Source organism: Streptococcus suis, assembly GCF_046032535.1.
In the GTDB taxonomy this organism is placed as follows: Bacteria; Bacillota; Bacilli; order Lactobacillales; family Streptococcaceae; genus Streptococcus; species Streptococcus suis_AK.
Map to the genome: position 1 here is coordinate 1 of NZ_JARQPL010000006.1, position 23,569 is coordinate 23,569.

The 23,569-nt window shown below is 42.9% G+C and carries 21 protein-coding genes; 7 read left to right on the plus strand and 14 right to left on the minus strand.

The window, feature by feature from the left end; all coding sequences use genetic code 11:
• The first annotated feature begins 106 nt into the window (after positions 1-106).
• Positions 107-1,348: a D-alanyl-D-alanine carboxypeptidase PBP3 gene (gene pbp3 / locus P7J58_RS03085; protein WP_332424643.1), complete on the plus strand. Its 1,242-nt coding sequence runs from the start codon at positions 107-109 to the stop codon at positions 1,346-1,348.
• A 206-nt stretch (positions 1,349-1,554) separates the two neighbouring features.
• Here the strand turns inward: pbp3 and sufB are convergent, their stop codons facing one another.
• The 8 genes from sufB to P7J58_RS03125 all read right to left on the minus strand — a co-directional run bounded on the left by sufB (position 1,555) and on the right by P7J58_RS03125 (position 10,407).
• A complete protein-coding gene (gene sufB, locus P7J58_RS03090) occupies positions 1,555-2,970 on the minus strand; it encodes a Fe-S cluster assembly protein SufB (protein WP_002938151.1) in 1,416 nt (471 codons plus the stop codon).
• A gap of 349 nt (positions 2,971-3,319) precedes the next feature.
• Positions 3,320-3,760 (minus strand): Fe-S cluster assembly sulfur transfer protein SufU, encoded by a 441-nt coding sequence (gene sufU, locus P7J58_RS03095; protein ID WP_099806687.1) that lies wholly within the window; start codon positions 3,758-3,760, stop codon positions 3,320-3,322.
• Positions 3,747-4,970, minus strand: a complete 1,224-nt coding sequence (locus P7J58_RS03100) for a cysteine desulfurase (protein ID WP_408555662.1) — start codon at positions 4,968-4,970, stop codon at positions 3,747-3,749. The genes sufU and P7J58_RS03100 overlap by 14 nt, the downstream gene beginning before the upstream one ends.
• A 3-nt stretch (positions 4,971-4,973) precedes the next feature.
• Positions 4,974-6,236, minus strand: coding sequence for a Fe-S cluster assembly protein SufD (sufD, locus tag P7J58_RS03105; protein WP_408555663.1), 1,263 nt, complete (start codon positions 6,234-6,236; stop codon positions 4,974-4,976).
• Positions 6,237-6,252: 16 nt separating this feature from the next.
• Positions 6,253-7,026: a Fe-S cluster assembly ATPase SufC gene (gene sufC / locus P7J58_RS03110; RefSeq protein ID WP_408555664.1), complete on the minus strand. Its 774-nt coding sequence runs from the start codon at positions 7,024-7,026 to the stop codon at positions 6,253-6,255.
• A gap of 522 nt (positions 7,027-7,548) precedes the next feature.
• Positions 7,549-8,721 carry a glycosyltransferase family 4 protein gene (locus P7J58_RS03115; protein ID WP_029175760.1) on the minus strand — a complete coding sequence of 391 codons (1,173 nt, stop codon included), beginning with the start codon at positions 8,719-8,721 and terminating at the stop codon, positions 7,549-7,551.
• Complete coding sequence (gene mecA, locus P7J58_RS03120) at positions 8,718-9,440, minus strand: adaptor protein MecA (RefSeq protein WP_029177367.1); 723 nt, start codon at positions 9,438-9,440, stop codon at positions 8,718-8,720. Before mecA ends, P7J58_RS03115 begins: the two co-directional genes overlap by 4 nt.
• 127 nt (positions 9,441-9,567) lie before the next feature.
• Positions 9,568-10,407, minus strand: a complete 840-nt coding sequence (locus P7J58_RS03125; RefSeq protein ID WP_408555707.1) for an undecaprenyl-diphosphate phosphatase — start codon at positions 10,405-10,407, stop codon at positions 9,568-9,570.
• A gap of 123 nt (positions 10,408-10,530) precedes the next feature.
• Here P7J58_RS03125 and P7J58_RS03130 point away from each other — a divergent pair, with 123 nt between their 5' ends.
• On the plus strand, positions 10,531-12,096 hold the full coding sequence (locus tag P7J58_RS03130) for an ABC transporter substrate-binding protein/permease (protein ID WP_408555665.1): 1,566 nt from the start codon (positions 10,531-10,533) through the stop codon (positions 12,094-12,096).
• Positions 12,089-12,832: an amino acid ABC transporter ATP-binding protein gene (locus P7J58_RS03135; RefSeq protein ID WP_012775335.1), complete on the plus strand. Its 744-nt coding sequence runs from the start codon at positions 12,089-12,091 to the stop codon at positions 12,830-12,832. The genes P7J58_RS03130 and P7J58_RS03135 overlap by 8 nt, the downstream gene beginning before the upstream one ends.
• 126 nt (positions 12,833-12,958) lie before the next feature.
• Here P7J58_RS03135 and P7J58_RS03140 read toward each other — a convergent pair whose 3' ends face one another.
• The 6 genes from P7J58_RS03140 to P7J58_RS03165 all read right to left on the minus strand — a co-directional run bounded on the left by P7J58_RS03140 (position 12,959) and on the right by P7J58_RS03165 (position 19,046).
• The gene (locus P7J58_RS03140) at positions 12,959-13,168 is read right to left on the minus strand and encodes a hypothetical protein (RefSeq protein WP_009910800.1); all 210 of its coding nucleotides are present in this window, start codon (positions 13,166-13,168) and stop codon (positions 12,959-12,961) included.
• 85 nt (positions 13,169-13,253) lie between these two features.
• A complete protein-coding gene (locus P7J58_RS03145; RefSeq protein WP_002942264.1) occupies positions 13,254-14,156 on the minus strand; it encodes an SPFH domain-containing protein in 903 nt (300 codons plus the stop codon).
• A 9-nt stretch (positions 14,157-14,165) separates the two neighbouring features.
• Positions 14,166-15,416, minus strand: a complete 1,251-nt coding sequence (ilvA, locus tag P7J58_RS03150) for a threonine ammonia-lyase IlvA (RefSeq protein ID WP_024376590.1) — start codon at positions 15,414-15,416, stop codon at positions 14,166-14,168.
• A gap of 294 nt (positions 15,417-15,710) precedes the next feature.
• Positions 15,711-16,733, minus strand: coding sequence for a ketol-acid reductoisomerase (gene ilvC, locus P7J58_RS03155; protein ID WP_002942259.1), 1,023 nt, complete (start codon positions 16,731-16,733; stop codon positions 15,711-15,713).
• Between the two features lie 140 nt (positions 16,734-16,873).
• Positions 16,874-17,350, minus strand: coding sequence for an acetolactate synthase small subunit (gene ilvN, locus P7J58_RS03160; protein ID WP_002942256.1), 477 nt, complete (start codon positions 17,348-17,350; stop codon positions 16,874-16,876).
• Positions 17,343-19,046: an acetolactate synthase large subunit gene (locus P7J58_RS03165; RefSeq protein ID WP_408555666.1), complete on the minus strand. Its 1,704-nt coding sequence runs from the start codon at positions 19,044-19,046 to the stop codon at positions 17,343-17,345. Before P7J58_RS03165 ends, ilvN begins: the two co-directional genes overlap by 8 nt.
• Before the next feature lie 225 nt (positions 19,047-19,271).
• Here P7J58_RS03165 and P7J58_RS03170 point away from each other — a divergent pair, with 225 nt between their 5' ends.
• The 4 genes from P7J58_RS03170 (at position 19,272) to ilvD (ending at position 23,510) form a co-directional block, all read left to right on the plus strand.
• Positions 19,272-20,324 carry a GtrA family protein gene (locus P7J58_RS03170; RefSeq protein ID WP_408555667.1) on the plus strand — a complete coding sequence of 351 codons (1,053 nt, stop codon included), beginning with the start codon at positions 19,272-19,274 and terminating at the stop codon, positions 20,322-20,324.
• Positions 20,311-21,246, plus strand: coding sequence for a phosphodiester glycosidase family protein (locus tag P7J58_RS03175; RefSeq protein ID WP_408555668.1), 936 nt, complete (start codon positions 20,311-20,313; stop codon positions 21,244-21,246). The genes P7J58_RS03170 and P7J58_RS03175 overlap by 14 nt, the downstream gene beginning before the upstream one ends.
• Complete coding sequence (locus tag P7J58_RS03180; RefSeq protein ID WP_408555669.1) at positions 21,221-21,637, plus strand: hypothetical protein; 417 nt, start codon at positions 21,221-21,223, stop codon at positions 21,635-21,637. The genes P7J58_RS03175 and P7J58_RS03180 overlap by 26 nt, the downstream gene beginning before the upstream one ends.
• A 157-nt stretch (positions 21,638-21,794) precedes the next feature.
• The gene (gene ilvD, locus P7J58_RS03185; RefSeq protein WP_408555670.1) at positions 21,795-23,510 is read left to right on the plus strand and encodes a dihydroxy-acid dehydratase; all 1,716 of its coding nucleotides are present in this window, start codon (positions 21,795-21,797) and stop codon (positions 23,508-23,510) included.
• Positions 23,511-23,569: the final 59 nt, after the last annotated feature.

A 23,569-nucleotide genomic window follows, 5' to 3' on the forward strand; every position in this document is an offset into this window, starting at 1 on the left:
AAAAACATAATTTTTCAGCATTTTCTTATTTTTTACATATTTTTTCCAAATTTTTCTCACATTTCTTGTGATATAATAGAATAAAATAACAGCCAAAGGAATGATTATGCGTAAATTTTTACTAACACTCACTACAGTTATTGCTCTTTTTTTCACTTCCACACCTATTTTGGCAGAAGATTTTTCTGTTGCAGCTAAGCATGCTATCGCAGTTGAAGTAAGTAGCGGCAAAATCTTGTATGAGCAAGATGCCGAAACCAAAGCAAGCATTGCTTCTATCAGTAAGACATTGAGCCTTTACCTGGTCTACGAAGCACTGGCAAAGGGTGAGATCACTTTAGATACTATGGTAGATATTTCTGATTATCCCTATAGTCTCACTTCTAATACAGAATTAAGCAACGTCAACCTTGATGAACGGTCCTATTCGGTAAGAGACCTATTAAACGCTTCTTTAATAACATCATCCAATAGTGCTATTATTGCTCTGGCAGAAAAAATAGCCGGTAGCGAAGCTGCATTCGTGGATCGAATGAAAGCAAAAGTCCAAGAATGGGGAATTACCGACGCAAAGATTGTCAATGTATCCGGACTAGACAATACCGACTTAGGTGAAAATATTTATCCAGGCTCCAGTCCTGAAGATGTAAATATGTTTTCAGCCCTAGATGTTGCTATCATTGCAAGACGATTAATACTCGACTATCCTCAGGTACTCGACATTACCTCACTAAACGCCTACGATTTTGGTGGCTACACTTACTATAGCACCAACCAAATGCTAAGCGATGGTACTCACGCTCGTGGAGGGGTTGACGGCTTAAAAACAGGGACCTCAAACTCAGCAGGTTCAAGTTTTCTTGCAACAACTCAACAAGCTGGTATGCGTATTATCACAGTAGTATTGAATGCCACTGATGGGCTGACCTCTCCAGAAAATCGATTTGTCGCGACAAATGATTTAATGAACTATGTTTATTCTAACTTTTCGCTTGTTACGCTAGTAAAAAAAGGTGAAGCTTTTGAAGATAGTAAAATAAATGTTTTCAATGGCGAAAAAGAAACAAGTCCTGTTGTTGCAGCAGCAGATTTAACTGTTGTTCAACGAAATCAAACTGATAATGTCCCCACTGCAACTTTCACAACGGATATAAAAGAAATTGATGCTCCCCTCAAAGCAGGGACCCTGGTTGGCAAACTGCAACTGAAAGATCAAGATCTCATTGGAAAAGGTTATATTTCCGAGCAAGCTAGTGTCGATATGATTATCCCTAGCGATATGAAAGAAGCATCCTGGCCATTCTCTTGGTGGAATCAATTTGTCCGCTATGTCAATGAAAAATTATAAATTAGCTTTTTAATAGATGAAAAAGAACACAGATTCTTTTTAGAGTCTGTGTTCTTTTATATAAGGCCGCTTTGTAGTAATTTGGTGGGAGGCCTGGAATTTTTATATGATTACAAAGAAGAGCGACTGCCGTCGCTCTCTATTTCCAACGAGCGTTGGCATTTGTGTGCTCCAAATAGCTTCTTAGCTATGTGGAGCTACACAAATTAGCCAACGCTCCCCTCCATCTCATAGGCAATCAGTCTGTTGAGTTCGACTGCGTATTCCATTGGGAGTTCTTTTGTGAATGGTTCGACAAAGCCCATGACAATCATCTCTGTAGCTTCGGACTCGGACAAGCCACGGCTCATGAGGTAATAGAGCTGTTCTTCTGAGATTTTTGATACTTTGGCTTCGTGCTCAAGGGCCACTTGTGAGTTATGGATTTCATTAAATGGAATGGTATCTGATTTGGAAATATCATCCATGATAATAGTGTCACACTCGATGTGGCTGATGGACTTGGCTGAGTTTTTAGCAAAGGTTACTTGACCACGGTAGTTGACTTCTCCACCACCACGGGCAATGGATTTGGATACGATAGAAGATGAAGTCCGCGGTGCATTGTGGATCATCTTGGCACCGGTATCCTGTACCTGACCTTTATTGGCAAAGGCAATGGACAACATGGTACCACGAGCCCCTTCACCTTCCAAGTAAACCGCAGGGTATTTCATGGTCGTCTTAGCACCAAGGTTTCCGTCAATCCACTCAACTGTAGCATTTTTCTCGGCACGGGCACGTTTGGTTACCAAGTTATAGACGTTGTCAGACCAGTTTTGAATGGTCGTGTAACGCATATAGGCACCTTCATGGGCAATGATTTCTACAATAGCAGCGTGAAGGCTGGCCGTTGAGTAAGTCGGAGCGGTACAGCCTTCTACATAGTGAACACTTGCTCCTTCATCCACAATGATAAGGGTGCGTTCAAACTGACCTGTCCCCTCATTGTTGATACGGAAGTAGGTTTGCAACGGAATATCCAACTTAACGCCTTTCGGTACGTAGATGAAGGTTCCACCTGACCAAACCGCTGAGTTAAGGGCAGCCAGTTTGTTATCTGATGGCGGAACGAGTTTTCCAAAGTACTTTTTGAAGAGTTCTGGGTGTTCCTTGAGAGCCGTATCGGTATCTGTAAAGATAATACCGTGCTTGTCGTACTCTTCCTTCATGTTGTGGTAGACCACTTCTGATTCGTACTGGGCAGAAGCACCTGCTAGGTAGGCACGCTCAGCCTCTGGAATACCGATGCGTTCAAAGGTTTCTTTGATTTTGTCTGGCACATCATCCCAGCTACGTGCTGGCTTATCCGACGGTTTTTGATAGTAAACAATATCATCAAAATCCAGTTCAGACAAGTCGGCTCCCCAAGTCTGCATCGGCATTTTCTTGAAGGTTTCATAGGATTTCAACCGGAATTCCAACATCCATTCAGGCTCGCCTTTGATACGGGACATTTCACGAATGACTTCTTCGTTCAATCCCTTACCAGTCGAAGCCACCAGTTCCACGTTTTCATCATGGAAACCGAATTTATATTCCCCAAGGTCAATCGGGGTTGGTTCAATTCTTTCTTCTGACATAATATAAGATACTAAGCCCAAAAAGTATGAGAATGCTGTTACGCTTTCTTCAAAGCTTCCTGGGCCTGTTCAATTCCAATCAGAAACTGAACAATCCTTTCTGTATGATTTTCATTTTTATTTATTTGTTCATGCTCATTCAGCACCTTCACTTCGTTCGATTGCTTTCTTCAAGACACTAAACTTGGTTGGAACTTGATATTCGTGTTTCGCAAAACGAAACCAATTTCTACCAATGACACGAACTACGTTCGCTTCATTTCCAACCTCCAAAGGTTCCCTAAACCTTTGGAGCTAATTCGCTGATTTTGCTATTATCGACCAAAATCGCTCATGTCGCAGTTATCCTTCATTCAGCACTCTCACTGCGTTCGATTGCTTTCTTCAGGGCATTCCACGGTAATGTGGCACATTTGATTCGTTGAGGAAATTTGGCGACACCTGCAAGGAGGGAGGCGTCCCCTAGTTCCTTTTGACGTTCATCATCTTGCCCTTGGACCATTTGTGAGAAGATTTCCGCCAGCTCTTGAATCTGACTGATTTCTTTGCCAAGCACTGCTTCAGTCATCATAGAAGCCGATGCGGTTGAAATGGTGCACCCAACTCCGTCAAAAGCAATATCGGTAATCACATCTTTTTCAATCTTGACTGATAGTTCAATCACATCACCGCAGGTTGGATTGTGGAGTTCTAGTTTCTCCACTCCGTCCAAACTTCCGCGATGACGAGGCGACTTGGAGTGTTCAGACACAACTGCCATATAAAGAGAATCTAATCTAGATAGGGCCATTGAAAAACTCCTTTGTCTTGATAATTGCCTCGACCAACTTATCACAGTCGGCCTTGGTATTGTAGATGTAAAAACTTGCTCGTACAGTAGCAGGCACCTGCAAATATCTGAGAAGCGGTTGGGCACAATGGTGGCCAGCCCGCACAGCAACACCTTCATAGTCCAAAGCAGTTGCCACATCGTGTGGATGCAAGTCATCCAAGTTAAAGGCAATAACTCCCGTCCGCTTGGACAGGTCCTGACTACCATAAATGGTCAAGCCTGGAATAGCCTGCAATTTTGGAAAGACATAGTCAACCAGTTCTGCCTCGTGGGCCTGGATGGCGTCCATACCAATTTCGGTCAGGTAATCAATGGCCGCTCCCAACCCAATCGCACCTGCAATATTGGGCGTTCCTGCCTCAAACTTCCAAGGTAATTCCTTCCAAGTGGCTGATTGCTCATAGACAAAGTCAATCATTTCACCGCCGAATTCGACTGGCGACATGCGATTGAGCAATTCTTCCTTGCCGTAGAGGACGCCGATTCCTGTCGGTCCCAACATTTTATGACCTGAAAAGGCATAGAAGTCCACGTCTAATTCTTGCACGTTGACGGCCATGTGGGGAACGGACTGGGCTCCGTCCACCACCAAGTAGGCACCGACTTCATGCACCAGCTCTGCTATTTCCCCAATAGGAGCCACGCTGCCTAGGACATTGGATACGTGGGCCAGGGAGACGAACTTGGTCTTGGAAGACAGTAGCGACCGCAGGTGGTCCATGTCTAGCTCGCCGTCTTTTAGGGTCACATAGCGGAGCTTAGCACCTGTTTGCTGACAGGCTTGCTGCCAAGGGATGATATTGGAGTGGTGCTCTTGAACTGAGATTATCACTTCCTGGTCTGGCTGGAGAATTTCCTTTGCAAACTGAGCCACCCAGTTAAGACCGGTTGTCGTTCCTCTGGTAAAGAGAATTTCCTTACTAGACTTGGCCTGGATAAAATCTGCCACCTTCTGCCGAGCCGCCTCGTAGCGAGCCGTTGCCCGTTCCGAAAGGGTGTGAACGCCACGGTGAACATTGGCATTATCCTTCTGGTAATAATCCGCCAGCACATCTAGTACCTGCTGCGGTTTTTGAGTAGTCGCCGCATTGTCCAAATAGACCAGCGGCTCATCGTTAACAACTTGGTCTAGGATTGAAAAATCCTTGCGAATGCGTTCCAAATCCATATCTTATCTCTTTGTTAGTTTTTCTTCAATCACGGCAATCAGCTGGTCACGAACTTCCTTGACAGGAATTTCGGTAATGACTGCGCCAAGGAAACCGCGAACAACCAAGCGTTCAGCAGTTGCTCGGTCCAGACCACGACTCATGAGGTAGTACATGTCTTCTGGATCCACCTGACCGATTGAGGCTGCGTGTCCAGCTGTGACCTCATTCTCATCGATAAGGAGAATTGGGTTGGCATCGGAGCGAGCCTTGTCAGACAGCATGAGGACACGGCTTTCCTGCTGGGCATCTGCCCCTTTAGCACCACGAACAATGTGTCCGATACCATTGAAGGTCAAGGTTCCGCTTTCTAAGATAACCCCGTGTTGAAGGATATGTCCGACCGAATTATGACCATAGTTGGTCACGCGGGTGTCCACACCTTGTACCTGACGACCAGATGAAAGACCGACAACCTTGAGATTGGCATGGCTGCCGTTTCCTTTTAATTCGCTGTCCAAGTCCGCAATGACATTTCCTTCGTTGAGAAGACCAATGGCCCAGTCAATACTAGCGTCGTTTCCGAGATGGCCATGGCGATTGAGGTAGGTATCCAAATGCTTACCAAGGCGGTCAATAGCCGCAAACTTGATTTGGCTACCAGCAAGGGCGATTACTTCTACGACAATATTGGCTGAAGTCGCTGTTGCTCCATCACCCAGACTTTCAAAACGTTCCAGGTAATTAAGCTTGGCGTTTTTTCCTGCGATGATAAGGACACGTTTGTTAAAGGCAACTGGACTGGTGCTGTCTTGGTAGAAAAGAGCCTCAACTGGCTGGTCAATTTCAACATTGTCTGGCACGTAAAGTACCGCAGTTGCGTTAAAATAGGCAGTGTTGTAAGCCGCTAATTTGTGCTCATCGTAGGCTACGGCAGCACCGAGGTATTTTTCAATGACATCAGGAATGACATCCATGGCTGAGGCAAAGTCCGTAAAGACTACACCTTTCTCTACAAGGTCAACCGGCAACTGTTCTAGAACCGTTTGGCTGCCAACTTGAACCAACATAGGATTGTCACCGATAGCTGTAAAATCTGGAACAGCCCCGATTTCATCATTTGTGGCTAGGCTTCCGTCACCAAGGTTCCAACGATGAAACTTGACCCGCTCAATAACTGGCAAGTCCAGCTCTGCTATTTTGTCAAAAGCCTTAAGACGCAGGTCTGTCAACCAAGTTGGCTCTGCCTGCAAGGCTGAAAATTCTTGAATTTTTTCTTTGGTCATAGCTTCCTCCAAAGACTTAAAGGTCATCTTCTTTGTAGTCGATGCCAAGCTCAGCTGCAACTTGGACATAACCTTCTTTTTCCAAGCGTTGTGCCAATTCCGGTCCGCCTGAAAGCACGACACGGCCTTCCATCATGACATGGACAACGTCTGGTGTGATGTAGTTGAGCAAGCGTTGGTAGTGGGTAATAATCATGGCACCGAAACCTTCGCCACGCATGGCATTGATACCTTTTGACACGACTTTGAGGGCATCGATGTCCAAGCCTGAGTCAATCTCGTCAAGAAGAGCAAAGGTTGGCTCCAACATGAGCAGTTGCAAAATCTCATTGCGTTTTTTCTCACCACCTGAGAAGCCTTCGTTGAGATAACGCTCTGCCATTTCCTCTTTCATGTTGAGGAGTTCCATTTTTTCATCCAACTTGGTAATGAAATCACGCACAGAAATCTTGTCTTCATCTTCCTTACCAGCATTCATAGCGGCACGGAGGAACTCTGCATTAGTAATCCCTGGAATTTCTGACGGGTACTGCATAGCCAAAAAGAGTCCCATACGGGCACGTTCATCGACTTCTAATTCTAAAACATTGACACCGTCAAACAGAATCTCACCTTGGGTCACTTCATAACTTGGATTGCCCATGATGGCTGCTGAAAGGGTGGATTTCCCTGTTCCGTTCGGTCCCATGATGGCTGCAATTTCACCTGTTTTAAGGGTCAAATTCACACCCTTCAAGATTTCTTTGCCTTCAATTTCCACATGAAGGTCTTTGATTTCTAATACTGACATGCTGTGCTCCTTTTCATTTTTGTCCTCTTCAAAAACCACATTAACTGACCAAGCTAACTAGATACACCGACAAGACTCAACTTTGGCAGTGGGAAAGAACCCGACCATTCATAGAAGAGTTCGTCAACAAATCTTTATTTCTAGTTGTTTCACTCCACTGGACTGTTAACCACTACTGCGCTGAGATATTGACGCCAACTTTGAGAAGCGGTGCGGGCCTTGAGCCCAGCCTCTTTTCTTGTTAATGATGATTTTCAGAGAGTGTTAATCTATAAAATAGTCTTTTCTGACAATTTTATACTCTTCGAAAATCAAAATTATCCGTTGTCAACTTACCTTGATGAGTGAAAAGCTCCAGTGGAGGTTTTCAGCCTGTTACCTTGAAATAAGATAGTAACAGAGTTCTATCTTCGGCTTCGTTTCCTAGGCTACTTTTGATTTTCATTGAGTATTAATTAACCATATCCACTATATTATATCAAAAAAAGAGCCTGACGGCTCTTATCTTGTTTAGAAAGATTCTTATTTTCTTTTTTTCTCTTCGTAGCACTTTTTATACTTTGCGATTTTTTCTTGACGGTAACTACTATTACCAATAAACCGAAGAAGATTGAGCAACGGAGTTCTATTGATACCAAAGATGCCAATCAATTCACAGAGAATCTCAATTCCCAGTCCCATGGTCACCAATAGGAGAACCCCTCCTATTCTACTCGAAACATTGAGCAAAAGAGAGGTCAGGGAGAATAAGAAAGAGATGGCGTAAATCACCAATACTGTGCCACGATGAGTAAGTCCCAGAGAGAGCAAGCGATGATGCAGATGCATCTTATCTGCTTCATAGATTTTTTGCCCAGACAATTTTCGACGAATGATGGCTACTACAGTATCCGTAATAGGCACTCCAAGAATAATCATCGGAGTAACCACTGCAACAGCTGTCGAATTTTTCAGTCCTTGAAGGGACAAGACTCCAATCATAAACCCGATGAAGAGGGCACCTGTATCGCCAAGATAAATGATGGCAGGATTATAGTTATAAGGTAAAAATCCAACAATCGCTGCGACCAAAACAAAGATGGTTAAGGTCAAAAAAATATTGCTATCATGCAAAAAGAAATAAGACACAATTCCCATCGTTGTCAGGGAAATAATCGATACTCCCGAAACCAGACCATCCAGACCATCAATCAAGTTGACTGCATTCGTAATAGAAACAATCCAAAGGACCGTTAATAGAAAAGAGAGCCAGACAGGAAATTGAAGGAAAGGTCCTCCAAAAGGAATCTTAAAGCTATCAAAACGAAATTCCGTAAAAATCCAAATGATCGTCGCTGCCGCTAGAATACCAAACATTTTAGGTGCAGGCTTTAGCTCCTTGACATCATCAATGAATCCCGTAAGAACGATAATGCTGGATGCTAGGACCAGGGGCCAGATATAATGCAAGTAAGTGCCATGGTAATTGACACGGGTAACAATTCCTGGTAAAAACCATAGGACAGAAATGGTAAATGCCACAAAGATAGCCAGCCCTCCCGCTGAAGGCATGGGCACCTTATTTATCCGCCGTGCATTGGGATTATCGACTGCTCCAACCTTCAGGGACATAAAACGAACCAAGGGAGTCGCAATGGCTGATATGACCATGGTTGTAATAATGACCATTATGTATTTTAGAGCAAAAGGAATCATACTGTCGGAACCTTCCTAAGCTCCTCGATTGCCGCAAGCGGAAGCATCAAAGTTCCGTGTTCTTGTAAAGCAGGTCTGGTCAACTTCGTATCATTGGTAAATTCCAACATTCGTGAGAGAATGTAGCCTGGATACTGCTTGGAACGATTTTCTACATTGATAAGAACGGTCAAGTAGTAGTGACCATCCATTTTATATAATTCCGATTCTTCTACTGGATAATCAACCGTACCAACAAAAGTAAACAGATCCTCTATCGTTGGAAATTCCAAAATATAGTAAATATAGCGCTCCTGCTCCTCTTCATCTGCTTCTTCCTCTTGCTCTACCTCTTCCAAATGACGAACGGCTGTTGCATCCGGTGCACTTTTCTCACGAACGGTTTGCTCCAAACTCTTGAAAAACTCATCTGGAGTCATACTTGCAACATCACCAAGTTCCGAAAAATCTGTAAATTCATCGAAATTCAAGCTCTGATCCAAATCAGATTTGGTAACAAAGATGTCCACCCGATCTGGCTTCGGAGTCACACGAAAACTCAACATACCGCTTTCTCGGAAAGTCATTGGTAAATCCAATTCATCCAAAACAGTATAGAAGAACTCCTCTGTCTTTTCTTGCGGAATGAGAAAGTCCGAAAGTTCCATTCCTCTCTCTTCCAAATCATCTAATTTTATAGTGATTTTCAAGGTTGAATCACTAATTTGCTTTACTTTCATAACTACCTCATTCATTGATTCATCAATTTCTTAAAATTGATTGATCATTTTCAATACTCATACATATCTTCCACCATTATACTAAAACCAAGCTCGAAAGACAAAAGAAAAGCAGGTCTCCCTGCTCTTAAAATAAAAATGTGATAAAGGCATAAACCAATAAAATCACCCCTAAAATGATGCGGTAGTAACCAAAAACCGTGAAATCATGTTTTTTAACAAAGTCTGTCAAGAAACGAATAACAACTAAGGATACCAAGTAAGCCGTCACACTAGCGACTAGCAAGATCCATACCTGCTCCATATTCAGGCTATTGCCATCTAAGAAATATTTAACAGCTTTCAAGCCACTATAACCAAACATGGTTGGAATCCCAAGGAAGAAAGTAAAATCTGCCGCCACAGATCGGCTGGTCCCCAAAATAATCGCTCCCAGAATGGTCGCACCTGATCGACTAGTCCCCGGAACGATGCTTAAGACCTGGAAACACCCAATCAACAAGGCAGTTTTATAAGACATTTTCGCTAGGTCCGTCACCTGTGGCTCTACACCACTGTTACGATTCTCAATCCAAATAAAGGCAATACCGTAGACAATCAAAGCAATCGCAATCGGTACCATAAAATTGAAGTGCGCTTCAAACCAATTATCCAACGGGACTGCAATTAGGATGGACGGAATACAGGCAATGACAACCTTGGCCCATAATTGCCAAGTCAATTGAATATCACGCTTGTTTTTTCCAGGCTGAAATGGATTCAATTTTTTAAAGTAAATGGTCATAACTGCTAGAATTGCTCCTAGCTGAATGACAATATTAAACATTTCTAGGAAGTTCTTACTTTGGTTTAATTTCACGAACTCTTGAACCAAAATTAAATGTCCTGTCGAAGAGACTGGCAACCATTCCGTTACCCCTTCAATGATTCCTAAAAAAATGGCTTTCAACAATTCCAAAATCATAATAAACTCCTTTTTTTCAATTCTAATTATTATACCATAAAAAAATAACACAATGATAGTTCAAGGATATTGAAATTTGTCAGAATTTTTAATAAAATGGTGTAATAGCATTTTAAAGGAGACATTATGAAACGTAAACTCAGTATATTTCTGCTGACCCTAATCGCTGTTTTTTCTGTAGCAACAGGGGTTCGGGCAGACGAATACCTGCGGGTCGGTATGGAAGCCGCCTACGCACCATTTAACTGGACCCAAGAAGATGATAGCAACGGTGCCGTTCCTATTGAGGGAACCAATCAATTTGCCAACGGATATGATGTTCAGGTTGCAAAAAAAATCGCTGCATCCATGGACAAAGAACTCTTGGTTGTTAAAACCAAGTGGGAAGGGTTGGTCCCTGCTCTTACATCTGGTAAAATCGATATGATTATCGCCGGTATGAGCCCGACAGAAGAGCGCAAGAAAGAAATCGCCTTCTCAGATAGCTACTACACTTCAATTCCTACCCTGGTTGTTCGTTCTGATAGTCAGTACGCAAACGCAGCCAGCTTGGCAGATTTTGCTGGTGCAAAAATCACTGCCCAGCAAGGGGTTTACCTCTATGATTTGATTGACCAAATCGAAGGGGCTAACAAACAGACTGCCATGGGAGATTTCTCCCAAATCCGTCAAGCTTTAGAATCTGGCATTATAGACGCCTATGTTTCTGAACGCCCAGAAGGTCGTACAGCAGAAGCGGCAAATAAAGCTTTCAAAATGGTTGAATTGGCAGACAGTTTTGAGACCAATGCCGAAGACGTGACCATTGCTGTCGGTATGCGCAAAGATGACGCTCGTATCACTCAGGTCAACGAAGTCTTAGCAACTATTTCAGAAGAAGAGCAAATCGCACTTATGGATGATATGATTGAAAACCAACCCGTTGAAGAAGCCAGCGAGGGCGAAACACCCAGTTTCTTCGCCCAAGTTTGGAATATTGTTGTTAACAACTGGCAACAACTTCTGCGCGGAACTGGGATGACATTACTCATTTCCATCCTCGGTACAATTATCGGTACTGCTATCGGTCTCCTCATCGGTGTCTTCCGTACAGCTCCAAAAGCAGCAAACAAGGCGCTTGCTATTGGTCAGAAAGTGCTCGGTTGGATTATCAATATCTACATCGAAATTTTCCGTGGTACGCCAATGATTGTACAATCCATGGTTATTTACTATGGTACCGCCCAAGCATTCGGACTTAATCTTGACCGCACACTTGCCGCTATCTTCATTGTATCCATCAACACAGGTGCCTACATGAGTGAGATTGTCCGCGGTGGTATCTTTGCCGTCGATAAGGGCCAATTTGAAGCTGCTACTGCTCTCGGATTTACCCATAATCAGACAATGCGTAAGATTGTCCTTCCACAGGTTATTCGTAACATCTTACCAGCGACTGGTAATGAATTTGTCATCAATATCAAAGATACTTCTGTATTGAACGTTATCTCAGTTGTTGAACTCTATTTCTCAGGAAATACTGTCGCAACCCAAACCTATCAATATTTCCAAACCTTTACGGTTATTGCTATTATCTACTTCATCCTAACCTTTACTGTGACACGTATCTTACGCGCAGTTGAAAAGCATTTTGATACAGATACATACACAACAGGTGCAAACCAAATGCAAGTCGAGGTGCCGCATGACTAAAAATGTAATTCTTGAAATCAAAAATCTAAAGAAATCATACGGACAAAATCAAGTCCTCAAAGACATCTCTATTAGCGTTGAAAAAGGCGAGGTTATCTCAATCATCGGTTCATCTGGTTCGGGAAAATCAACCTTCCTCCGATCTATCAACCTTTTGGAAACACCAACAGAAGGACAGATTCTATACCACGGACAAGATGTTTTGGCCAAAGGATATGATTTGACGACTTACCGTGAAAAACTAGGTATGGTATTCCAATCCTTCAACCTTTTCAACAATCTAAATGTATTGGAAAATGCCATTGTAGCACAAACTACGGTACTGAAACGAGATCGAGCTGAGGCAGAGAAAATCGCCAAAGAAAATCTCAACAAGGTTGGCATGACCGAACAGTACTGGCAAGCCAAACCAAGTCAACTCTCTGGGGGACAGAAACAACGTGTGGCCATTGCACGCGCCCTATCTGTTGACCCAGAAGTTATCCTCTTTGATGAACCGACTTCTGCTCTCGATCCAGAGATGGTTGGGGAAGTTCTCAAAACCATGCAAGATTTGGCAAAATCAGGATTGACGATGCTTATCGTAACTCACGAAATGGAATTTGCCCGTGACGTATCTGACCGCGTTATCTTTATGGATAAGGGTGTCATCGCCGAAGAAGGCAGCCCTCAACAAATCTTTGAAAATCCACAAGAAGAACGCACACGTGAATTCCTTCAGCGTTTTCTTGGATAAACTCAATCTGTTCCATAGAAGACTATTACTTACCAGTTTCAAAGCTGGTAAGTTTTTTAGACTAAAAAAAGAGGAATTCGCAGAATTCCCCTCCTTTTTGGACATCTCTAAATGAAACCATTTAGATTAGTTTTCAAATTTCTTGTGGTTTTTGTCGTAAAAATCAATCAAACCCAAGGCAGTTGCAAATGAAATATTGTCAATCTTAGCGCGACCTTGTGCAAGAGCGATAACTGACATTTCACGAGCATTTGTTTCCTTACTGATACGGTAACCTGTGATTTTCTTTTCACGAACCCAGCCGACAACTGCGGCTACTTTTTCGTAACTTGTCATGAGAAACCCCTTTCCTTTTTATTCGTGCAATTAAGTATAATACAGTTAAACCTATTTTGTCAAGTAAATTGTTCGGTTTTTACCATCATTTTGCCCTAAGTGATGATAGTATTTGCGTCCTTATGTCTTCGACCCCCTCCGGATTCCCTGGAAGGAAGATAGTTTGATTACCTCCTTGTGCAAAATTATTGAGAGTATCCAAGTATTGGTTGGTCAGCAAGATAGACATAATCTGCTCTTCAGATAGGCTAACATTTGATTCTTTCAGTTCACGAATCGAATCTGCCAGTCCGTCTACAATCGCCTTACGTTGTTGTGCAATACCTACACCATGCAAGCGATCCTTTTCAGCTTCCGCTTCTGCTGCTGTGACAATTTTAATCTTGTCAGCTTCTGCCAATTCCTGGGCCGCAACCCGTTTCCGCTGAGCTGCGTTAATTTCATTCATAGATTGTTTAACCTCGGCGTCTGGCTCTACCTTGGTAATTAAGGTTTTGACAATAACATAACCGTAGGTTGACATTTCTTCTGCTACTTGTTTTTGTACCTCAAGTGCAATCTCATCCTTTTTCTCGAAGAGCTCATCCAGGGTCAATTTAGGCACAGATGAACGCAGGGCATCTTCAATATAGGACTTAATCTGTGCTTCTGGGTGCATGAGTTTGTAATAGGCATCCGTCACATTATTTTCATTTACTCGATATTGAGTTGCCACATTCATTGTGACAAAAACGTTATCCTGCGTCTTGGTTTCTACCACAATTTCACTTTGCAACATCCGCAATTGAATGCGGGCTGCGATGACATCGACTCCAAATGGTATTTTAAAGTTTATACCTGAAGTAGATGTTTTTTGGTATTTCCCAAAGCGCTCAATAATAGCGACCGTCTGCTGCTTAACAACGTATAGCCCTGAAGCAATCAAAATCAAAGCAATCAGTACAAAAAACAAGAAACTACCAATAAAAACAATTGGACCAAGCACCATAATGACCTCCTAAACTAGCATTTTATAAAGCGAATCATTTTCATGAAGATTGATGTACTGGGGATCAAATTCTTCCAAGCGAGAAATAAACTGCGCATAATCTTTTTTATCTCCTAGGGCAATACCGATTAGAACCGGTCCTGTTCCCTTATTGGCACGTTTGATATATTCAAAACGAGTAATATCATCATTTGGCCCTAGAATTTCATTTACAAATTCACGAAGAGCCCCTGGACGTTGTGGAAAATTAACAACAAAGTAGTGTTTAATTCCCTCGTAGATAAGCGCACGTTCCTCCATTTCCGGCATCCTGTTGATGTCGTTATTACCACCAGAAATGATACAACAAATGGTTTGCCCCTTGATTTGGTCCTTGACTACCTCAAGAGCTGCAATCGTTGCTGCTCCTGCTGGCTCAGCAACAATACCCAGCTTAGAATAGAGGTCTAAAATAGTCCCGGAAATCCATCCTTCATCCACACCAATCAGCCGATCTACGTATTTCCGAGCCACTTCGTAGGTCGACTTACCGACTTTCTGTACCGCAATACCGTCAGCAAATTTATCAATTTGGTCTAATTTAACCGGACGACCTTTATCAAAAGCCGCTTTCATTGACCGTGCCCCACTTGCTTCAACACCAACAATCTTAATTTCAGGTGCATGTTCTTTTAGATAGGTCGAAACGCCTGCAACCAGACCACCTCCTCCTATGGGAACTAAAATTTGGTCAAAACTAATGGTTTGCTCTTCCGCTTCTTCCAAGATTTCATAGGCTACTGTTCCCTGACCAGCCTGCACATTTTCATCATCGAATGGGTCTATAAAGGTTTTCCCACTTTCCTGAGTATAATCTTGTGCCGCCTTGGCTGACTCATCGAAGGTATCACCTACGAGCCGAATCTCTACGTAGTCTCCTCCGAAAAATTTAACCTGCCCTATTTTTTGTTGCGGAGTTGTAATGGGCATAAAAATCGTAGCAGGAATTTGCATTTCCTGACAGGTATAGGCCACACCTTGAGCATGGTTTCCGGCTGAAGCACAGACCACTCCGCGTGACTTCTCATCATCTGTCAATTGTGAAATAGCATAATAGGCTCCTCGAATTTTAAAAGAGCGAACACGCTGTTCATTTTCTCTTTTTAAATAAATAGTTGCACCATATTTTTCCGACAAGTATCGACTATAATCCAAGGGGGTACGTACTACCACGCGCTTAAGAACGGAGTATGCTTGTTCTACATTTTTTGCTGTAATCATAGTTCCATTAATTTCTTTCTATATTTATTGTATCATTATTCCCTAGAAAATCCTAGTATTTATACTTATATTCAAGCTACTAGCATGTTATTCAACAGAAAACGAATGTTTAATTTTGTAAAGATCTATTTATGAACAAAATGGGCAAAAGAGCTGGAAAAACCAGCTCTTTTATTCATTTTCGGAGATAAGGGAAAAAGGGAATGACATCCCCTCATCCGCCAACTCAAACCTTAAATGTATTGCCATCACTCAAAGTAAAGCTGACTATCCCCCTATCTACCATGTTAGTGTTTAATTATAGATTTTGAATGCGTCGTCATCATTGCGTCCGACAAATGGCATTGCTTTGCGGAGTTCTGCACCTACTTTTTCGATTTCAAGATTCTCTGCTTCTTTACGATAAGCTTCCATACGTGGACGGCCTGCTTTATAGTCATTTACAAAGTCATTTGCAAATTTACCAGATTGAATATCTGCAAGGACTGCTTTCATGTTTTCTTTAACTTGGTCTGTAATCACGCGTGGTCCTGATACATAGTCACCAAATTCAGCAGTGTTTGAGATAGATTGGCGCATTTTCTTAAAGCCACCTTCGTAGACAAGGTCAACGATGAGTTTCATCTCGTGGAGAACTTCGAAATAAGCCAATTCTGGTGCATAACCAGCTTCTGTCAAGACTTCAAAACCTGCCTGCATAAGGGCTGTCAAACCACCGCAGAGAACAGCTTGCTCACCAAACAAATCTTCTTCTGTCTCTTCTTTGAAAGTTGTTTCTAAAAGACCAACACGGGCTGAACCAACACCTTTTGCCCAGTCCATCGCAATATGTTTTGCATTGCCAGTTGCATCTTGGTAAACAGCATAGAGGGCTGGTACTCCAAAACCTTCTTCAAAGGTACGGCGGACCAAGTGACCTGGACCTTTTGGTGCACACATGAAGACATCCACATCTGCTGGTACCTTGATAAATTCAAAGTGAACGTTGAAACCATGGGCAAAACCAAGGGCATTGCCCGCTTCCAAGTTTGGAGCGATTTCGTCATTGTAAAGGTCTGCTTGGATTTCGTCTGGAGCCAAGATCATGATGACATCTGCTTGTTTTGCTGCTTCTGCTACTTCAAAAGTTTCAAAACCGTCTTCTTTTGCCTTGTCAAATGACTTACCTGCACGCACACCGATGATGACATCATGCCCTGTATCACGCAAGTTTTGAGCATGGGCATGACCTTGTGAACCATAACCGATAACGGCGATACGTTTACCGTCAAGTGCTGCTACTGTTACATCTTTTTCATATTGCATTGTTACTGTCATAATTTTTTCTCTTTTCTATTTTTATTTGTAGTTTTGGATGTTCAAAGAAAATGAAGGCTAGACTAGGCGATGTAGACGAAGATAGAACTAACGTTCATCAAGCCAAATCAACGCAGGATAGGATTTAGTATCGAAAAGGATTAGTCTCTACTAAAGCCAGTCGCACCCGTTCTTGCGATATTCTTAATGCCATAAGGCTGAATCACACGCAGGAGGGCGTCAATCTTATCTCCATCACCTGTCATTTGAATGGTAATGGAGTGCGGTGCCACATCAACAACATTTGCTCTAAAGGGTTGGATAATCGCTAAAATTTCTGCTCGTTTTGTTGGCGGAGCTGAAATTTTAACAAGAATCACCTCACGCTCTAAGTGGGGAATGTCCGTCAAATCACGGACACGGACCACATCAATCAAGCGGTTCAGCTGTTTAATGATTTGTTCGACCTCATCGTGACTGGCCACATCTACAATCACCGTCACACGTGAGATGCCATCTACTTCTGTTGGGCCGACGGAGATGGACTCAATATTGATTTGGCGACGAGATAGGACACCTGTAAAACGATTCAGAACACCAGATGAATTTCGCAATTTAGCTGTTAACATTCTACGCATTGAACTTCACCCCCAACATTTCTGCATTGCTCTTACCTGCTGGCACCATCGGTTGAACATGTTCACGATTAGAAATATGAACCTCTATGAGCATTGGTTTATCTTCTAAGATAACTTTCATATCTTCACTTAGAGTCGCTGGATTGTCAAAACTATAATGACTAATTCCGTAGGCCTCTGCCAACAATTGGAAATTCGGTTCATCGTCAAAGACAGATTGGCTACGACGCTTTTCATAGAAGGATTCCTGCCATTGACGAACCATTCCAAGAGAGTGGTTATTGATCAATACAACCTTAATCGGTACACCATAGCCATTCAAAATAGCCAATTCTTGGTTGGTCATTTGGAAGCCGCCATCACCGACAAAGATGATTACTTCTTTATCTGGATTGGCTAATTTGGCACCGATAGCCGCAGGAATACCAAAGCCCATGGTTCCCATGCCTCCAGATGTTACAAGTTGACGTGCATGTTTGTAGGGGTAGAATTGGGCAGCCCACATTTGATGCTGACCAACATCTGTCACGACAATGGCATCCCCTTGCGTCAACTGACCAATTAATTCAATTGCCGCCTGTGGCTTAATAAACTTTTCATCTTCATCATACCAAAATGGCGCCCGACGTTTGTTTTCCAATACTTGTGCCGTCCAATCAGCATAGCCTGTTTCGACTGTTTCTAAAGCAAGCAGAGCTTTCAAGGTTGCCTTAGCATCTCCTACTACTGGAATAGCCGTTTTGACAACTTTACCAATTTCTGCGGGATCAATATCAATATGTGCTACCGTCGCATTTGCCGCATAGGTTGTTGGATTTCCTGTTAGGCGGTCATCGAATCGCGCTCCAATATTGATAATGTAATCAGCCTGATCCATAGCCATATTAGCAGCGTATGAACCGTGCATCCCCCCCATAGCCAAGGATAATTCATGCTCAATGGGCATTGCACCTAATCCAAGGAGGGTTGAAACTACTGGAATATGATAGCGCTCTGCAAAGGCAACTAATTCTTTATTGGCATCTGCATAATTGACACCACCACCAGCCAATATAACTGGTTTTTGAGCTTGGCTAAGCTGTTTCAAAATTTTCTTAACCTGCAAACCATTTGGTTCAACTGTCGGTTGATAACTTGGAAGTTGAACAGTTGGATCGTGATAAAAATCAACTACTCTCTCTTGAATATCTTTTGGAACGTCAATGACAACCGGACCTGGACGACCAGTTGTTGCAATATGAAGCGCCTCTGTAATCACACGAGGAATATCTGCCGTATCTCGAATCTGATAATTATATTTCGTAATGGGCATGGTCATGCCCAAAACATCGGCCTCTTGAAAGGCATCCTTACCGATCCCCCGTGTAGCTACTTGACCTGTAAAGACCAACAAAGGGACGCTATCTCCCATTGCATCCGCAATGCCTGTGATGGCATTTGTTGCTCCTGGACCAGAAGTGACAATGGCTACGCCCACCTTTCCTGATGATTTAGCGTATCCTTCGGCCTCGTGGACCGCTCCTTGTTCATGACGAGCCAAAATATGTTGGATTCCCTCATATTGATAGATAGCATCATATAGAGGCAAAACTGCCCCACCAGGATAACCAAAAACAAGGTCTACTCCTAGCTGATGCAGGGTGTCCAAAATGAGATAGGACCCCGAACGCGGTTGGTCTAGTTGAATTTCTTGCACGAATATTCCTCCTCTCTGCAAATTTGTTATCTACTATATTATCACAAGGAAGTAGAATGTCAAGAAATTTTCTGAAAATTCCTACATTTGTTCGTTTTCTTAACTATTTCCTAACATTTTCTTAAGTAAAACTTAAGCCAATCCCTTGACTGGCTTGGTTTCAGCTTGCTTTTAGAAAACTTCAGTATAGTAGTCCCAACAAGAAAAATAAATGAGGTTTAGGATATGTATTATGTAGCGATACCGGCTTACCAGCCAGATGAAAAATTAATCCAACTATTAGAAATAATGAAAAACAGGCTAAATTGTCAGGCCATCGTTGTGGATGATGGTAGTACTGGCACATCCAAAAATATTCTTGAAATCGCCAAAACCTATGCCATTGTTCTCCACCACGATGTCAATAAAGGAAAAGGCCAAGCCTTACGAACAGCCTTTAGTTTCATCCAAGATTTGAGAAAGCCTGGTGTCGTTGTTACCGCTGATGCAGATGGTCAACACGCTGTAAATGATATTGACCGTGTCGCACGCGCCGCCATGAATCTACCAAGCCGCCTCATCCTTGGCGTCCGTCAATTTACCAAAGACATCCCGCTCCGTAGCCGATTTGGTAACAAACTAACCAGAGTCTTGTTTAGACTACAAACGGGTGTCAATGTGTCCGATACCCAAACAGGCTTGCGTGGTTTCCATACTGACTTAATTCCATTCATGTTAGATATTGAAGGCGACCGCTATGAGTACGAGATGAACATGTTAACTCAGGCAAGTCAACGCTATAAAATTACGGAAGTTCCAATCCAAACCATTTATATCGATGATAATGCCAGTTCACATTTTCGTCCCATAAAAGATGGACTGCTCATTTACAAAAATCTCTTCAAATTTGCCCTGGCATCTTTTGGTGGATTTCTAGTTGACTACGGAGTATATGCACTTGCCTTATTGCTACTCACTAGCTTACCAACTGCTCTACGCTTATTGGTCGCAAACACGATTGCTCGCATTTGTAGCGCTACCTGTAATTTTGCTCTTAATAAGAGGTTGGTCTTTAAAAATAATGAAAGTATCGCACGAACAGGCGCAGGCTACTTTACACTAGCCCTTGTCCTCTTTCTTTGCGATACAGCCCTCCTCTATCTCTTCCACCAAATTCTAGGACTCAACCTCTACATTGTCAAACTTGTAGTTGGTATCTTCCTTTTCCTAGCTTCGTGGTTTGTTCAAAAGAATATTATTTTTAAAGAAAGGAAATCATTTTCCCATGAAATTGCTTAAAAAACCCTTTGCCTACGCATCCATCTTCGGAATGCTTTTGACAGGAGGTTTTACTTACTCCATGTTAAAAACCTTCGTGCTTTCCGAAGCAATCACAACGGTTGCTGCCAGTAATGCCACAGCCAATAGCCAGAACACAGCTACTTCATCGTCGTCAACTGCCGCAACCACTGCAACTAATGTCTCTACAACGGATACTAGTTACACTGATGACAATATCCAAATCAACTTAGAGACCATCACTACCAACAACACAACTGTTTACGTCGCAGATATTCAAGTCAGCTCACCCGAGTATTTAAAGACAGCTCTAGCCCAAAATACCTATGGCACGAACGTAACAGCTAAAACCTCAGAGACAGCGGCAGCAAACAATGCTATCTTAGCTGTTAACGGTGACTACTACGGAGCCAACTCAACTGGTTATGTTATTAAGAATGGGGTTCTGTATCGAGACACTGTTCGGGACAATGCAGCTTATGGCGACTTGGGCATCTACGCAGATGGCTCATTTGAGGTCATTTATGAAAATGAGATTACCGCTCAAGAATTGATTGACAAGGGCGTTGTCAACCTCTTAGCATTTGGTCCATCATTGGTCGAAAACGGCGAAATTGTCGTCGATACTTCAACAGAAGTCGGACGTGCAATGTCATCCAACCCTCGTTCTGCTATCGGGATTATCGATGAAAATCATTATATCATCGTCGTAGCAGATGGACGTACGTCTGAAAGCCAAGGACTCTCTCTCTATCAATTGGCCGAAGTTATGAAACAATATGGTGCTCAAACTGCCTACAACCTTGATGGTGGGGGTTCATCTACGCTTTACTTCAACGGTCAAGTTATTAACAACCCAACAACAAATGGAAATACTATCTCAGAAAGGGCGGTGAGTGACATTGTCTACATCGGTTACTAATTCAACAACCAGAGTTTCAAGAACGTTTATCTCCTACTTAGCAATGACATCTTTCCTGTTTATTTTCAGTCGAATCTATGAAAGTCTCAGCTATGGCGAAGTCTCTGTCTTTATGCATTATATGTTCTGTGTACCATTAATAGGCGGAGCTATGCTACTCGGTCTGCTGCAACTTATACCTACTCTTTCACGTCTCTCTTATAATTTTTGGAATTCTGGCGTTGCAACTATTACAGCCGGTTGTCTTCTCCGAGGCATTATCAACCTATCTGGACGTTCAACTACCTTAGTTCAACCTTATTGGTACATCGGCGCAGGATTCTTAGTTCTATCGTTAGTCGGTCTTTTCATCAATCCATCCGCAAGCAATCATCGAAAAACGACCACTTAATCTACAAATTAATTGCAAGGGCACTTAACATCTTAGATGCCTTTTACTGTAGAATGAATTATTGAAAAATTCGGAAATTTCCAATTAGTTATCAAATCTTTTATCGTTTCTTTCATATCTATGATATAATGGGTAAAATAAGATAGGGAGAAGAGTAATGACTGAAAAAGAAACACTAAAAAACCTCCGTCATCGTAGCTCTGTCTACGATTCGATGGTCAAATCACCTAACCGTGCTATGTTAAGAGCAACAGGAATGACCGACGATAGTTTTGAAAAACCGATTGTTGGGGTTATTTCGACATGGGCAGAAAATACACCTTGTAACATCCACCTTCATGACTTTGGAAAATTAGCCAAAGAAGGGGTAAAAGATGCAGGTGCCTGGCCTGTTCAATACGGTACCATCACCGTTGCAGACGGAATCGCCATGGGAACGCCTGGTATGCGTTTCTCACTGACTTCTCGTGATATCATTGCTGATTCTATCGAGGCAGCTATGGGAGGGCATAACGTGGATGCCTTTGTCGCAATCGGTGGCTGTGATAAAAACATGCCTGGTTCTATGATTGCTATCGCCAATATGGACATTCCTGCCGTATTTGCCTACGGTGGAACCATCGCACCAGGAAACCTCAATGGTAAAGATATTGACTTGGTTTCTGTCTTCGAAGGAATCGGAAAATGGAACAATGGCGACTTAACTGCTGAAGAAGTTCGTCAGATTGAGTGTAATGCCTGTCCTGGTCCTGGTGGTTGTGGTGGTATGTACACTGCCAATACCATGGCTACTGCCATTGAGGTAATGGGTATGTCCATTCCTGGCTCTTCTTCTCACCCTGCTGAATCTCCTGAGAAGAAGGCTGATATCGAAGAAGCTGGTCGTGCTGTTGTGCGCATGCTAGAACTTGGCATCAAACCATCTGACATTATGACTCGTGAAGCCTTTGAAGATGCAATCACTGTTACCATGGCACTCGGTGGCTCAACCAACGCTACGCTCCATCTTCTAGCCATCGCCCATGCTGCTAATGTTGAATTAACACTGGAAGACTTCAACGATTTCCAAGAGCGCGTACCTCACTTGGCAGACCTAAAACCATCTGGTAAATATGTTTTCCAAGACCTCTATAATGTCGGCGGTGTCCCTGCGGTTATGAAATACTTGCTCAAAAACGGCTTCCTTCATGGCGATCGCATCACATGTACAGGTAAAACCGTTGCTGAAAACCTAGAGAATTTTGCAGACTTGACTCCAGGTCAAGATGTCATCATGCCACTTGAAAATCCAAAACGTGCAGATGGCCCACTCATCATCCTAAAAGGTAACCTTGCTCCTGAAGGTGCCGTTGCCAAGGTTTCTGGTGTGAAAGTCCGCAACCACACTGGTCCAGCCAAGGTCTTTGACTCAGAAGAAGAGGCGATTGAAGCAGTCTTGACTGACGAAATCGTAGATGGCGATGTAGTCGTTGTCCGCTATGTTGGACCAAAAGGTGGTCCTGGTATGCCTGAAATGCTGTCACTTTCTTCTATGATTGTCGGAAAAGGCCAAGGCGACAAGGTAGCTCTTCTAACAGACGGTCGCTTCTCTGGTGGTACTTATGGTCTGGTTGTTGGTCACATCGCACCTGAAGCTCAGGATGGTGGTCCAATTGCCTACCTCCGTACTGGTGATTTGGTGACGGTTGATCAAGATACCAAAGAAATCACCATGCACGTTTCTGACCAAGAAATCGAAGAACGCAAGAAAACAACTGTTATTCCACCACTCTACTCTCGTGGTGTTCTCGGAAAATACGCCCACACTGTATCCTCTGCCTCTAAAGGAGCCGTTACCGACTTCTGGAGACCAGAACGTACGGGGAAAAAATAAAAGAACTCGTAAATCCACAGGGAGGAAACTATATGGTCAAACTACAAGATTCGACCTCT

Excerpts from the sequence above, each read along its gene's own strand:
- pbp3 (WP_332424643.1), top strand. The coding sequence starts at position 107 with ATGCGTAAATTTTTACTAACACTCACTACAGTTATTGCTCTTTTTTTC.
- sufB (WP_002938151.1), bottom strand. The coding sequence starts at position 2,970 with ATGTCAGAAGAAAGAATTGAACCAACCCCGATTGACCTTGGGGAATAT.
- sufU (WP_099806687.1), bottom strand. The coding sequence starts at position 3,760 with ATGGCCCTATCTAGATTAGATTCTCTTTATATGGCAGTTGTGTCTGAA.
- P7J58_RS03100 (WP_408555662.1), bottom strand. The coding sequence starts at position 4,970 with ATGGATTTGGAACGCATTCGCAAGGATTTTTCAATCCTAGACCAAGTT.
- sufD (WP_408555663.1), bottom strand. The coding sequence starts at position 6,236 with ATGACCAAAGAAAAAATTCAAGAATTTTCAGCCTTGCAGGCAGAGCCA.
- sufC (WP_408555664.1), bottom strand. The coding sequence starts at position 7,026 with ATGTCAGTATTAGAAATCAAAGACCTTCATGTGGAAATTGAAGGCAAA.
- P7J58_RS03115 (WP_029175760.1), bottom strand. The coding sequence starts at position 8,721 with ATGATTCCTTTTGCTCTAAAATACATAATGGTCATTATTACAACCATG.
- mecA (WP_029177367.1), bottom strand. The coding sequence starts at position 9,440 with ATGAAAGTAAAGCAAATTAGTGATTCAACCTTGAAAATCACTATAAAA.
- P7J58_RS03130 (WP_408555665.1), top strand. The coding sequence starts at position 10,531 with ATGAAACGTAAACTCAGTATATTTCTGCTGACCCTAATCGCTGTTTTT.
- P7J58_RS03135 (WP_012775335.1), top strand. The coding sequence starts at position 12,089 with ATGACTAAAAATGTAATTCTTGAAATCAAAAATCTAAAGAAATCATAC.
- P7J58_RS03140 (WP_009910800.1), bottom strand. The coding sequence starts at position 13,168 with ATGACAAGTTACGAAAAAGTAGCCGCAGTTGTCGGCTGGGTTCGTGAA.
- P7J58_RS03145 (WP_002942264.1), bottom strand. The coding sequence starts at position 14,156 with ATGGTGCTTGGTCCAATTGTTTTTATTGGTAGTTTCTTGTTTTTTGTA.
- ilvA (WP_024376590.1), bottom strand. The coding sequence starts at position 15,416 with ATGATTACAGCAAAAAATGTAGAACAAGCATACTCCGTTCTTAAGCGC.
- ilvC (WP_002942259.1), bottom strand. The coding sequence starts at position 16,733 with ATGACAGTAACAATGCAATATGAAAAAGATGTAACAGTAGCAGCACTT.
- ilvN (WP_002942256.1), bottom strand. The coding sequence starts at position 17,350 with ATGCGTAGAATGTTAACAGCTAAATTGCGAAATTCATCTGGTGTTCTG.
- P7J58_RS03170 (WP_408555667.1), top strand. The coding sequence starts at position 19,272 with ATGTATTATGTAGCGATACCGGCTTACCAGCCAGATGAAAAATTAATC.
- P7J58_RS03175 (WP_408555668.1), top strand. The coding sequence starts at position 20,311 with ATGAAATTGCTTAAAAAACCCTTTGCCTACGCATCCATCTTCGGAATG.
- ilvD (WP_408555670.1), top strand. The coding sequence starts at position 21,795 with ATGACTGAAAAAGAAACACTAAAAAACCTCCGTCATCGTAGCTCTGTC.